Genomic DNA, 15189 nt, shown 5'->3' on the forward strand with positions numbered 1-15189 from the left:
AAAATTAGCAAAATTTTCCTTTCGGCACGGGTAGGGAAAGAGAAAAAATTAACTTACAACTCAGATTTACGATATGTTGAACAGCAGTAGATGCGGCGAATTGCGTGAAGATGGATTCAAAAACTTAAATGAAGGAGACCTTGCAAACGCGCGGAATTTTTAGACGCGTTCCAACCTGTTAAAAGATAAATTCCAAATCGTCTAGGAGGCAATTCCAAAGCTTGTGACCGCAATACAACAAGCAGATGAATCTAAGCAATTAAATCATAAAAAAAACCATCCAGGTGCAAAAACCCGGACGGTATAGAACTTCGCGGTTAAGTTTTTTTTATCGGATAATTTTCTTACTCACCACGTCAAAACCGCGCTCAATCCTCAGAAAATACACCCCATTAGGCAACGGGTTTGCATCTATTAAAGTTTCAGCAGCATTTGGCTTCGCCGAATATACAAGCCTGCCGCTGCTGTCGAACAGTTGAAGTCCGGTGATATTTCTTTTGTCAGATCTGATATGGAAATCATTTTTGTCGCGGTATACGACAACCGATTCTTTCAGGCCTGCATCCGTTGCGAGCGTGCCACCCGGTTTATAAACAATTTCAAATCTGCCGGTACTTTCGCCTGCTTCAGCCGCAAAGCTGTAGGCGGATTCGCTTAGGTTGGTGATAGCGCTTGTCAATTTATCTTTGAGATAAACAGGCTGCGCAGAGCTGAAAATACCATCCGTACCCGCCAGTTCGATGCGGTACTCGCCTGTCGTGAAATGGCGTGTACCGAGAGGCACCACATCCTCATCGGTAAATATACTGCGTCCGTTGATATTTACTTTCCTGTCATCCACCCGTGAATACAGTTCGTCTGATCCGCCCAGCGAGGCCGCGTCATCACTGCTGAAACCATTGGTTCCACCTACAAAATACACTACAGCCATATCAGAACGCAGACTGGTTGGCGTGATCATATTAAGCCAGAATCTGTCAAAGTTTACGGAATCCCCGGGAGTACGTCCAAAGTACGCGGAACCGTCTTTATCTGTCCGCACGGTATTGTTAAATATAAGTGCCTGATTATTTACCCGTGTCTTTACCATAAAGCCCTGGCCCATTTTTATATAGCGCGTAGGACGTACTGTACCAGCCATATCTTTATCGCCGGTAGCCAGCGTTCCGGTTCCTTCACCCGGCGGCGTGGTCGCGTGAAAAACGGCATAGGCCTGCCCTTCATACTTGTCTCCCAACTGCACGGTCTGGCTGTTCGCGCGGTTGTCCCACAAGTTAAAAGAATTGCTGATGTTGCCACTCGCGCTATTGATATGATAAAACTGGCTTAAATCCATATTAGACGGATATGGATTACCCACAAGATTATAGCCGCGGTTTATATTCGAGGGATTGGAGTTTACAAGGTTATACGTAAATGCACCGTTGGTTGGATAGCCAGTAAAAGTAGCGGTCACCGAAGTCGCCTTTTGGTCCGGTAAAGCACTCAATTTTGGTTCTTTCACTGCCAGTGCACGACCTTTGATATACGCACCGGTGGAATTATAGAAGAAATTGTTGGCTTCATTGTGGTACAGCACGTATTCAATTCCGGGATAAACAGTTTTTAAGAACTGCCCTTCGAGCGGTGAAATGAGGTAATTGTACTGTTGCCGCCCGGCGGAAACATTCACCGTACGTTTGGCGGTAATGTTTCCGACATTGACGGTATTGCCCTCGTTTACCTGGATGAGGCTGGCATCGGATTCTATGACAACGTTTTCGGCGATTCCCTTATTAACCAATGCATCTTTAATGCTTAATGAACCTTCACCTTCAATCTTTAGTTTGCCGGTATTTTCAACATAAACCTCTTTTGCGAATGCCTGGGTAAAAGGTTCAATCCTAACCGGCGTCTTTATATACACACAGTCTGCGCTGGTAGGTACCACGCCGACAGGTTTCCATGTGTTTGAATTCCACTTGTCAGTGGCAGCATTCCAGACTTTGTTCTTATTTTCTATTATGACGCTGCCCGTCGCGGTGGTTCCATTGCTAAGTGATGCAGTAGCATTGATTGTCCAGTTGGCAGTAGTTTCTTTCTGATTCATCGAAGGATTCATATATACCGTTGTGGTAGGAGCATTGTTATATGGAATCGTTGCTGCTGCATCTGTATAAACATCAATCGGGGCACTCGTTGTCCATGCAAAGGTGGTTGTAAGTGGCTTCACTCCAAAAAATTCAATGTCATCGATTGCTACGCCATCTTTCCACGCAGCGTAGTAGCGAAATCTGAATTTTAAATTTGAGCTCTGATAGGAGGACATATCAATTGTTTTGAGCTCAAACTGAGTACCGAACCCCACATCTTTTGTATATCTTATAACTTCGTTCCATGTACTTCCGCCAGTATTTACTTCTAGGGCTACGTAATCGGAGGCATCCGCCACGTCGTCATTTGAGTATTTTGAAAAATACATCCTGAATGAAAGTGTGAGACTTGAATAACCGAGCGTATTTACTGTTGGCGAAACGAGTGCATTACTAATCGTATAACTATTATTATTAGCATCAGCACCCACGTCTGATGTTGCCATTGCAAAGCTGTTGCCGGCAGTACCGGAAGCAATCGCAGGAAACCACACTTTCTCATTTGGCTTAAATATACTTTGCCGGGTTTGCCATTTTGTTTTATTATCGATAGTAGTTGTATTTGGTCTTAATATTTCCTGAGTAAACTTTCCTAAGCCATTCTCAAAATATTCCTCGACAAAGTACACTGTTTCATCCTGGCCGCTCGCAGAAATCTTTACGGTCGAATTACTGCCGCATGAAGTGGGTGCAGCCGGTGTAAATGTGATCTCAGGAACCGGCCTCACTACAGCACGGACAGGAGTGCGTATCAAAGATTCGCAGCTACCGTTCCAGGCGGCAACGTAAAACACAGTGGTGCTATTCACTGTCGTTGTATATGCCGATTTACCGCTTACGACATTTGTTTCCGCCAGTGGAGTACCACCGGTAAGGGAACTGTACCAATGCACCTTGGTTGAAGATGCGGATGGTACTGCCTCAAATGTTACAGTGCCGGGTCCTGTCCTTATCTGATTTGAAACTGAAGTTATGGTAGCGAAGCAGTTTGCAACGACAGTAAATGAATAATCTTCGGTCTCGCCCGAATAGTTAATATTCCCACAAGGACCAATAGAAGTACTTCCGTCACTACTGTTCATCCGTAAACGAATAACATAGTTGCCCGGATTGGCGCCGGCCGGAATAATAAATCCAAATGTTGTGGAAATTATACTCGTACCAGCTGACGTATATACTTCCTCCGTAGCGACATCGAAGCTTCCATCCCGGTTCCAGTCAACCCACGCGCGTACCATTCCACGAAACGCATTTTCAACATATAAATTGACGCCGTTACCCTGGGCCTGTATGCTTTTATTTGAGCTGCCTGTGAAATCCTGGTAACCCTTAGGATTTGTAGAAAACGTAGAAGTTTGTTCCGTATCGTGCATAGTACCGAGAAACTTTACCATTTTTATATAGTTAGTCCCAGCCTCTGCAGTTCCTATATCAGGACGACAGTATAGCGTGGTATAAGTCACAACCGACGAGTACGAATTTTGACCTGAGCAAGTAATCCTTCTGCGATAGTAAGAAACACCTGGAGAAGATATGGCGGTGATGACTGCACTGGCGCCCGTTGCACCCACAATATCAATCCATGGCGCGCCTGTACTTGATGCATATTGCCACTGGTAACTTAGACCGGTGGCGTTCGTGTCACCTGTAACGGTTGCAGTGAATGTAGATGAGGGTGTTCCGGTGGAAGAGCTTAAGACTGTTGTTCCGCCCGCGGGTGCGCCCGAACACGCCGCCGCAACTTTAACCCGATAATCACGCGTCTGTCCCCAAGCATCACCGGTACAGGGACTATTATTATAATAATCGTTATTCGTGCTTAGATTATACTGCCACAAAACACGCATCCGATATGTTCCCTGGGCAGAAGCACTTGGAATTGAAACATTAAAAGAAACTGTATTCGGAGCTGATGAGCTACTTACAGATCCTACCCATCGTCCTACAAATTCTCCAGTGTCTGTAAAGTCCCCATCATTATTAAAATCAATCCAAACTACTGCGAAATGTCTCCCATTACCGTTCGCTGCAAGGACAAACGTATAGGTCCCGCCAGGATATACAGTAGGAACAACAACGTCGTTGTGAAAATAATAAGACAAATTTCCACCTCCAGTCGAGTGATTAAGTCCAGGCGCTAATTCGCCGACTAACTTCACCATCGTGATAGGATCGACATTTCTTGTTCCAGGTGTGCAGTACGTTTGCGCCTGCATTATAAAAAAAGAAAATATGAATATTATCGAATAAAAATTTTTCATTGTGTATTATCGTTGAACAGGAAGATTCCGCTTTGACCGACGGATCGGTGCAGCAGAGGCTTTCTTATACGGTATTTGTGTTTTGTAATGAAAATTAAGCACGACCGATCAGGTGATTGGCGTTGAGTGAAGACTTACCGCAAACTGCGCACATGCACAGGTTCATCATGCGGGACCAGGAGAGTAAATGATTATTCATTTCGTGTGTTTAAGTTCGATTGATAATCATCATTTGTGTGTTGGTGCAAATATAAGTAATAAAACATATACCATGATAATTTGTACTGGAAATCAGGTTTTTGCAGTTCATCAGCTTTAAAAGAAAGCTACGCTGCGAGTGAAGCTGAGAGTGGTAAAATAGACATTATGCTAACGTGCTATATTAAATGAAATTCCCAACCTTAAACGGCTATAAAACATTAAACAAACCCATTACATTTTTTTTCTAGTTCAGATCGTTGCGCTTCGCCCCGGGAATTTAATAAATCAGTCCGCTAGAAATATGAGTGGGTAATCCATTTGACATTATATTCACGACTAAAAAAAAGTCCCGGTTCAAATGAAACCAGGACTTTAATAAGTTACACCATTATTTTACGATTTTTTTCACCGTTTGCTCCTCACCTTGTTTGATGTTCATCAGGTAAACACCGTTTGCAAGCTCGCTTCCATTCACAACAGCTTCTGCAGAATTGGGCTTAAATGCACGAACCAGCCTTCCCGACATGTCGTAAATCTCAAGTGAGGTAATACGTTTCGGCGCTTTCACTACGAAGTTGTCGGCGGCACGGTATACCTGCACTTCCTCTTTTGCTGAAGCATCTGTTGCGAGCACGCCGCCCGGTTTATATACCAGTTCGAAACGTCCGGTACTTTCACCCGCCTGAGCTTCAAAAGTATAGTTGCCCTGGCTTAAATTCGTCACCGCACCGGTAATTTTATCTTTTAGGTAAATCTGCTGGCCCGAGGCGAAGATACCTTCTGCTTTTTCAAGGGCAATTGTGTGAAGGCCTGCGGCGAAATGTCTTGTTCCGATCGCCACCACATCAGTGTCAGCAAATGTACTTTTACCGTTAATAGCGATATTCTTACCGGATACATGACTGAAAACTTCGTCAGATCCGCCTCTCGCTTCCGAATCTTCGGCACCGACTGCGTCAGTTCCGCCATCGAAATATACAACAGCCAGGGTGCTGCTGAGATTGCCCGGCGTAGTAACAGACAGCCAATAACGGTCATCAACAGCTTCTTCTGCCCGGGCACCAATGAATTTCACACCACTGTTTTTGTCGGTACGGATGGAGTTATTGAATTGAAGTGTCGCATTCTTCTTCAGTGCTTTTACCATAAAGCCCTGGCCAACCGTTATTTCGCTTTTCGGTACTTTACGTGACGTAAGACCTTCTTTAGGTCCGGCAGCCGGAATACCCATACCTGTACTGCCCGATTTCGCATTGAACACACCATAAGCCTGGCCACCGTAGCTTGAACCTTGCTGTACATACACATTGTTTGCTGTGCTGTCCCAAAAATAAAAGCTTGTACTGATCGCCGGTTCTGCAGCGATTTCACCTTTGTTGAGCTCGTACAGAGCCTGCAGATCGATGTTGGAAGGATATGGATTACCCACAAGGTTGTATCCCAGATGGCTGCTAGTTGCAGTATTGCTGTTTGCCAAACCGAAATTTATAATTCCGTTTTGTGGTACACCGATAAAGGTAGCAGTAATATCGTACGCCCCATTCGGAGTTTCAGCTGTGAATAACGGCTCTTTCACGGCAAGACCGCGACCCGGCACGTTAGCACCTGAAGAATTGTAGAAGTAGTTATTGGCTTCGTTGTGATAAAGAACATAAGTGATGCCCGGATATATTGTTTTCATGCTCTGTCCCGCTGCAAAGGTCACCGGAGAACCGAAGTAATTGTATTCGGCACTTTTAGGCTTAATTTTCAAATCGCGTAAAACCGTAATATTTCCGGTATTTGCGGGTGCACTATCATTCACCTGAATTAGATTGGCGTCACTTTCAACGGTTAGTTTCGTACCCGCGTCAAGATTAATATTATTATAAACAATTAAAGGATTCTTTGGTACCACAGTAACAATTGCGGAACCTACAAGGTGTACCGAACACGCAGATACCGCACCGTTTGCTGTAGAATAAGCTTCGCGAATTTCAGCCGAAAGTTGATTTTCAGCGGTCGGGATCTCTTTGCTCCATTTACCGTTTTCGTAAACGCTTGTTTCCTCAGCCATTGTAAGAACATTTGAAACCACAGGTTCCAGCGAGACGCACTGCTGCGGGGAAGGAGTAAGTTTCACGCTGACCTTATCCCCGTTTTTCAGTTCTTTGGTTTCGAAAGTTGCTGCCGTTTGGCCCGCAACTGCCACACCGTTCACAAACCACTGGTACGCAGGTGTGCTGCCACCGTTAACAGGAGACGCAGTGAAAGTCACTTTCGTGCCCTGGCAGATGGTGGTATTTGGGCTGGAAATAAGTACTGAAGGTTGAAGAATCTCTTTTACGGTGATGTACCTGTACCCCTGTCCGTCATATGCAAAACCGGTACTGCAGCTGTTTTTAGCATCTACCGCAATATTACCGCTGCCATTTCCTGCTTTTACAGTAACAGTAGTAGTACCCTGTCCGCTTATAATTTCCCAACCTTTAGCAATGTCTACAAACCACTGATAGCTTGTTGCATTGGGCACTGCTGCAATGCTGTAAACAGCTGTCTGTCCCGCACATAATGTATCGTTTCCGGCAATGGTACCAGGCAAGCCTACTGCACCGACAACGTCTATTCTGACAACATTTGAATATTCAACTGCACATGAACCATTCTGTACTACTGCACGGTAATAATAGGATTTAATCTCAGTAAATTCTGCTGTAATTTCCGTTGCGTATGAATTAACATTTACAACAGGCCCTCCGGCAAAATTATCAAATGAATATTCCCACCGCAGGACATTTCCTACATTATCCTGTAATTTAAGAATCGCAAATTTAAATGCAGCGTTTGGACCCACACAGATTTCCGGAATATTGGAAGATACTGTACCTGCGACCGTTGCTGGAACTACAGTGATAGTTCCCGTTGCTTGCACGTCACCGCAAGAGGACAGCAGAGGAATACTGTAATTGAAAGTTCCTGACACTGTTGGTGTACCGCTGATCGTGATTTTATTATCTTTCCAAACAGCAGTAACACCTGCTGGAAGACCTGATGCGCTACCAATACCTGTTGCTCCACTTGTGGAATGTGTTATAGGAGTAATTGCAGAATTTACACAGACTGTAGGCGAATCTGATGCAGAACCTACAGTGCAGGATTCCGGTGCCATCTTGGCGACGGTTCCCAAAATCGCAGGTCCTACTTCACCATTCTCCTCAAACTTGATGAAGAAGGTAGACTGATCTGTATTATATACGTATACTCTTATGTACAGAGATTCACCTGGAAAAAGTACTGAGCCGGATGGAAAATCAGCTTTTTTATCAGTCCAGTTACTAGAGTAAGCCCCGTTATCTATTAAAGTGCCGACCTTTCCGCTAAAATCAGAATTTTTAGAATACTTTACAGTTATTTTCCCATCTCCTGTACTTCTATACTTCATCACAAAAGCATTTAAATGGGCTATTGATTGAGTATCAGTTGCACTTAAGCTCAATTGAAAATATTTTGAAGTATTATATGAACCGTTGAATTCTCTAGGGTTGGTATGAGTACCGTTGTAATTAAATCTCAAGCCATTACTATCATCGCTCTCAGAAGTAAAGGTGGCATTAGAGCCCATTAAAAGTATTGTACTGCCCTGCACTGCCGCTGTATAATTTTTTGAAGACAGATCTTTTTTATTCCACCGTACAATAGGCGTCGCTGTTCCCACGCCAGGCGCCACTACCTGTACTGAAACTTTTGCGATGTTTGAAACACCCTCGGAATTGGTAAGGGTGTATGCGAAACTGTCGTAACCGGTGAAGCCTGTATTTGGGGTATAGATGATGTCTGAAGTTCCGTTTGCTCTCGCGGTTCCATTCTTCGGTGCGCCTGAAACGGTAATCGCTGTAAGTGGGCCTGAGAAAAAATAATCATCATTAGCCAGCACATCTACATTCACGGAAACATTTTTCACGGTTCCCGTTCTGTCATCCTGCGCTGACGGCTTCAAAATATTCTGATATGAAATTGTACCTTTAAATTCCGGGCCTATGCTACCACTTTGATTATGACGGATATAGAAGAACTGATTCGTATTATAAATATAAAGCCGAACGTATAAAGTTTCGTTCTGGTTCACTACGGTGTTAACGGGAAATCTTAAATTGTAATTTTTAAAAGTCCCGGAAGTAGCTTCATCAGTAAGATCCTTAGCATTAGAAAAATCACTTTCTTTAGAGTACCTTACTTTTAATTTTTGCCCATCCGCACCATTTGCGCGGCCCTCAAAATTAAAACTGTCCACATTAATTTTGTAGCCAGCCTTTGCAGAAATCTTAAATTCGACATATTTATCTGCAGTGAAAGACTGCTGCGGAGTGGGCCATTTGTCAGTTTTGTAAAAGTGAGAGTCTGGATTTTCAAAGACTTCATTGATCGTAACATTATTAGCTTTGATTAATTCCGCCTGAACCTGACTGTAGGAAACAGCAGGTGAAAAGTCAGCACTGTACCATTTTGCTAAGGTGTACTGTCCATAAAAATTAGTTGAAGATAGAATTAGGATTATGAGCATAATCGCTAATTTGTGTGCACGCGGAAGGGCACAAACAGTAAAAATGTTTCTCATCATGTTTTGGTTTAATGTTTTCTTTACACACAAAACATTTTTTCAAAACCCGACAAGCCTTTTCCTGCCCGAGTATTTCACTCAGGTAAAACTGCCATAATCGTAAAGTTCTTTAATGTTTTGTGTTTACTTAGCAAAGAAGCCCCCTAATCCGCTAAGCGAGTGCAAAGATAATAAATGTTATTTCACGAACCAAATTATTAAATAAATCGTCCTATGAATTGCATAATATAGCTTTTTGTGTAATAATTTAACTAATTATTGAGAATTACGTAAAAATAACATGTGTTTTATATTTGATAACAATTTTTATTCATCGTTATTAATTTCTCAAATTGATATTATAGGACATATTTTTTGATTGAATATTAAATTATTGTTAACAAAGGCATCATTTGGATGTGGTATTATAAAAACAACCCTGTTGTTCAAGGCCGCTTTTTGTGATATTTAAAGCTTCTCAAATTCCAGTTAATATTAAACATATAGGATAGTCCAGGACTTGCGCTTTAAGCACTACTGCATAAAATATTGCCCTGAAAAGAATTGGTCTGAATTTATTATAATCGCCCTAAATTATTTTACAATCTTTCGTGAAATTATTTCGCCGTTGCGAACTATTTTAAGAATATAGATACCTTTAAGAAGTTCTTGCGTATCTATTCTGACACTGCGGGAGTTGGGCTTTAGATGTCCTGTGAGTCTACCGCTCAGGTCGTAGATAAAGACTTCCGAAACTTCCTTAATTGATTTTAACCAATAACATTCACCATCACGGTAAACCAATAAACCTGAATCTTCACTTTCTGCCGTCAGTACCCGCTCTTCACGGTAAACAATCTGGAATCTTCCTTCAGTTTCACCTTTTTCTGCATCAAATACATAAGGATTTTCTGAAAGATTGGTGAGGCTTCCGGTCACAGTATCTTTTAAAAAGATGTGCTGGCCGTTTGCAAAGATGCCTTCCGTTTTATCAAGTACAAGCTTATACTGCCCCTCGGCAAAGTGCGTACTACCCAGCAGCACCGCGTCGGCATCCGAAAATTCACGTCGTCCATTAATAGATACTTTTTCGGTCCCCGCGAAAGTGTAAACAACCTCTGAACCGCCCATCACGGGTGAATCGTCCGCAGCAAAGCCGTTATTGCCCTCCTCAAAATAGACCACGGCTATGTTTGAAGAAAGTCCGCCCGGTGAAACCATATTGAGCCAGAAACGGTTCATTTCCGGGGCAGACTTACCGAAAAATCCTATTCCGCTATTTGCCGTACGGATACTGTTACTGAAGACCAGTGTTTTAGACGCTGGGTATACCCGTGCCATAAATCCCTGCGCCATCGGTACGTAACGTGTGGGAAAAAGCTGCGTCGATGTACCCGGATCACCCTGGGCTTTTGTGGGCGTAAGACTTACTGCATTAAATTGTGCGTAAGCCAATCCGTCATAACCCGAACCTTCCTGAGCGTACCTGTTATTGGCTGTGCTGTCCCAAAAATAAAAGGTTGAACTCAAACCACTGGAATCACCACCATTTAAATTGTAGAATGCCACCAAGTCAATATTGGATGGGTACGGATTTCCTATCAGATTATACCCTCGCACCATAGCAGACGGAAAAGTAACCCCGGGCGCACTGTTCACCGCATTGAAAATTAACGGCGTTCCTCCCACAGAAATCCCGTTTACCGGCACACCCTTAAAGACTGCTTTCACTTCTGTAACCGAATTGGCAACCTGAGAATAAACAGGCTCTTTCACAGCCAGTGCCCGTCCGGGGATATAGGCTCCAGTGGATTCATAGAAATGGTTATTTGATTGGTTATGATAGAGCACGTGAGGAGGAGTGATACCACTGTAAATCCCGTTTTTTAGGTTCACGCCCTCGACCGGTGATATGACGAAGTTGTACTGGTTTCGGTCCGTTTGTGGCGGAATCGGCACGGAAAGATTGATTTTTCTTTCCGCCGTAAATGTTCCTGTACCACTGTTTACACCGCCATCATTTAATTGCACGAGACCCGCACCACTTTCCACGATGATTTCGCCGTCATTTATAATGAAATCGGTGACAGTAAACGATGTATTTTCTTTCACAATCAGTTTGCCGCTACTGTTTATTTCGCACTGGCAAACCTGTAGATCGGCGTTCGCTGCAGTTTCAAAAATACCATTGATTACTGCCCTGTCTGTTGGCTGAGGAGCTGAAGGCAACCATGATGCTCCATTCCACACTTTAGGTTTTAATCCCGAACTGGTAATGCGGATGTCATCAATAATCCAGGATTCATTGACGGCATTATTCTGTGCGGTAACCCGTACCAGCAAAGAATTTACCTGAGGAATTCCCGTGATTTCCAACGCACTGCATTTCGTTCCGGCTTCGGAAGATTTAAAATAGGTCAGGTTCTGATTGCTTTGATAAAGACGCATTGCGTCACCGGTTCTCTCACTGTTAAAACTCCACGCTACATTCATATCATTGGAGACGATTTTTGCCTGAGGATACCAGTTAGCTCCCCCGTCGGGACTGATTTCAACCAAGACAAAATCGATTTTGTCTGCATCTAAAATATCCGGCCCCGGATCCTGATTCTTGCTGTCCATTCCGTTGCTTTTACTTCCAAGAGAAAAGCCTGCAACTTTTAGACTTACCGAAACGTCAGTGTACGCAGAAGTATTCACCGGACCGAAAGTAAACCTGATCCCTGAAGCTGTTTCACCCACGGGATCAGCCCCTTGGATCCGGTAACCGCGTGAACCATGCGAGAACAGATTATTGACTTTCGGCGCGTCATTGCTTCCACTTTTGCCGGAAGAAAAATCGGAAGAGGTGCCGGGCGGAATGGCACCAATGTTTTCTTTAGTGAAAATCAATTCATTGTCAGAAGGTAACGTTTCAAAATCCTGCTGCGCAATAATGATTTCACCGGGTGAACTGCAATACACAGCGCCGCCGCGGAGGGCAAAAGTAAACGGGTTCGAAGCCTGATCATTGTTGGTAATTGTCACAGTGGCATCTTTTGTCCCAATCGAGGTGGGTTTAAAAATAATACTGAACGATACAGACTGATTCTGACTTAAAACAGTATTAGGTGGCGGTGCTCCTGCGACAGAAAACGCAGTTGCGTCCGCCCCCGAGATCGAAACTGAATTTATAGTAAGCGGCGCACCGCCCAGATTTAATATTTCGAAGGATTTTGTCTGGCTGTTGCCGATATTCTGCGTTGCGAAGAGCGTATTATTCAGCCCGCTCGGCATGCTGCTGCCATTAGCGATTGAAGATCCGTTGCCCAACACTTTTATCTTTGCCAGGCCTGGCGTTACGGAGCCCGTGAGAGAAACAGTTTTGTCCACCGCGGACGTTGAGCTCAGTGTCACCGTTCCGGTATAGGTGCCTACAGGTAAACCGTCTTTTAGACGGACATATATAGTTTTGTCAGTTACGGCACCGCTCTGGTTTTTGCTCAGAACCACCGTCGTCCACGGCGCCACATTGTTATTGTCATAGGCTTGGTTGGTCGAAATTTCCCAGTTAGCCGATGCAGAGACGGTGATGGCAGCCGCAAGATTGTTTCCGTTCACCTTAAAACTCTGCAGCGCAGATGGACCCTGTGCAAAAGCATACGCAAATCCACTCAGGGAAGTTTTATCAATGTTTATTACCGGCTGGGTCACAACTGCTTTTACCTGAAATGTATAAAGTGGTGTATCCGGATCGTCACTGGCGATTTGCACAGTTTCCGTGTGGGTTCCGGGCACGGTACTGTTGAATTTTACTTTGAAGGAGGTATTGGAAAAAGCGTTCACACTGGCGGACGCGGGTTGTGCGGAAACAGTAAAATCTTGAGCTCCGCTGAGCACGGTTACGGCGGGATTGGTCAGATTTAATGTGGCGGAACCTGCATTTCGGATTTCAAAAGTTCTTTCAATATCGGTTCCTCCTATCATTGTTCCGAAATCAGTGCCGTCAGCTGTCGTGGGCGTCGAGTCACCATTCGGGATGGTGATTGAATTTCCCTGTATGGTGATATTAGGCTGCGGGGTACCGGTGAAACAAGTCCAGGTGACATCATCAATTTTTATCTGAGCACCAATTGTTCTAAGTTCAAACTGAATATTTCCGGGCAGATTTACATCGATAGCATAATTCTGAACATTATCACTCGAAGGATTTACGGTAATGTCCGATCCTACTTGCATTCCATTAACCCAGACTTGTATAGTTCGAGAATTTGAATTAGCAAAAGCTTTCACGAAGTTGAAACTGAAATTTCCTACACCGTTTGATGATGTTGGACCCGCTAGGCTGCCATTTCCGTTATAAGTAATCGCTTTGCCGTTGAGCATCTGATCAGTTCTGGCATTTACCGCACTCCAGGTTCCTCCACTTCCTGTCCATGACCGGGAAAGGTATTGGTCGGGGTTTGGTGTAGTGGGGATGCTTGCAAAATCTTCACTATAATTACAAGGTGGTGACAGTGTTGTACAACTCGCCTGCGGTTCACCAATAAGTTTATAATCAATGTCGCTTCCAGAATTTGTGTAAGACCATATTTTAAAATAGTAGGTGGTGGCTGGTGCGAGAGAAGACGATAAAAAATTTTGGATGCCCTGACTTACATTTTGGACGCCCGCGCCATTAGCAACAGGATTACCGTCAACCGGATCTGTGATGACTGAATATGACGTACTACTCCATTTTACCAGATATCCATCCGGCGGTATGGTACCTGCTGCATCTGCCCATGATAGCTGAATAGAGTTGCTGTTGCTGGCTGAACAGCTGAAGGATGAAGGAAAACCACTGGGCTCCGGCTTCTTTACGGTCGATAAAACGGTTCCGTTAAATGCAAAATCATTAATACTAAATGTACCACCACCAGCAGAAGCTCCCCATCCGTAAACCCTAAAGGTAAGAGCCGCTGTAATATTCTGAAATATGGGAGCGCTTAAACTAATAGTTCCACCAGCCGCTGAGGGCGTACCTAAGTCCGATGTAAAACTATCTAAGCTTGAGCGGATTGCAAACGATACAGGACCAGTGCCGGAAGACTGTGCAGTATAAGCAAAACCACTGAAATTTATTTTAAAACCAGGATTGGGCGTCAGAGTGAACTCAAAATAATCATTGGCATCCAACAAGGTACTGTTCCAACCTGAGGCGTTATATCTGTCATTCGCATTACTTGCTGATATACCACTTCCCCGGCCAATTCCGGAAACTGTGATATTTGCCGCAACAGTCTGTCCGGCGGTGTAGGGATTGGCCGTGCTCGGATTTGTTCCTGTTATCGGATTACTGAATAGAATCTGGCCGCTGAAGTTCATAGAAAACATCAAACTAAAGAATGCACTAAACCTTAAAATACCGCGTAAATATTTTTTCATCTCATTTGTGTTTACTATCAAAATTACAAAATCGCGGCACCAGCTTTTACCGTTTTTACACGGTTACTTTCATGATGAATAACGGTTACAGACAAACGACCAAGTGCAGAAAAATACCGATTAATACAGCAACCCATTGTTGTGATTAAACAGAGCGCTTTACCCCCTATGTTTTAATAGATCTGAAATGATACTTTATCTCTTAATACGATAGCTTACCTATACCCAAAAACCATTAGAATGTATTCAATGAAAATCATTAGGATAGACACGTTAAATCACCCGTATATTTTTAAAAATCATATCTTTGCGCAAAGTATTATTGTATGCATAAAGGCATTTACGCGCTCCTTATCATTTGCTTTTCGGCGGGTACTGCCTTTGCGCAAAACCGTTTCAGCGAAAGTGAAAATAGTGATGAAGCATTTTATGAAAAACCGACGGAAGCCTATTCCGGTCCCGGAGATGACGATTCAGACGGAGATCTCGAGGAGGATGATCCGCTTCCTACTCCTATAAACGATTATCTACCACTGCTGGGCCTCGCTGGCACCGGAATTATTCTTTTGACACATTACAGACAGCGGCTGCGAACGAAATAGCTGTATTGCAA

General features: G+C 43.8%; 4 protein-coding genes. 1 reads left to right on the forward strand and 3 read right to left on the reverse strand.

All coding sequences use genetic code 11. The features are described 5' to 3' along the window. Nucleotides 1-328: 328 nt before the first annotated feature. From H9628_RS09805 to H9628_RS09815, 3 genes are all read right to left on the reverse strand, one after another. On the reverse strand, nt 329-4348 hold the full coding sequence (locus tag H9628_RS09805) for a GEVED domain-containing protein (protein WP_251833972.1): 4020 nt from the start codon (nt 4346-4348) through the stop codon (nt 329-331). Nucleotides 4349-4982: 634 nt separating this feature from the next. After that, on the reverse strand, nt 4983-9134 hold the full coding sequence (locus H9628_RS09810; protein WP_251833973.1) for an Ig-like domain-containing protein: 4152 nt from the start codon (nt 9132-9134) through the stop codon (nt 4983-4985). Nucleotides 9135-9764: 630 nt separating this feature from the next. Then, complete coding sequence (locus H9628_RS09815; RefSeq protein WP_251833974.1) at nt 9765-14576, reverse strand: choice-of-anchor D domain-containing protein; 4812 nt, start codon at nt 14574-14576, stop codon at nt 9765-9767. 326 nt (nt 14577-14902) lie between these two features. Between H9628_RS09815 and H9628_RS09820 the strand changes: the two genes are divergently transcribed. Next, nucleotides 14903-15178 carry a hypothetical protein gene (locus tag H9628_RS09820; RefSeq protein WP_251833975.1) on the forward strand — a complete coding sequence of 92 codons (276 nt, stop codon included), beginning with the start codon at nt 14903-14905 and terminating at the stop codon, nt 15176-15178. Nucleotides 15179-15189: the final 11 nt, after the last annotated feature.

This window comes from Kaistella pullorum, assembly GCF_014837035.1.
GTDB lineage: Bacteria > Bacteroidota > Bacteroidia > Flavobacteriales > Weeksellaceae > Kaistella > Kaistella rhinocerotis.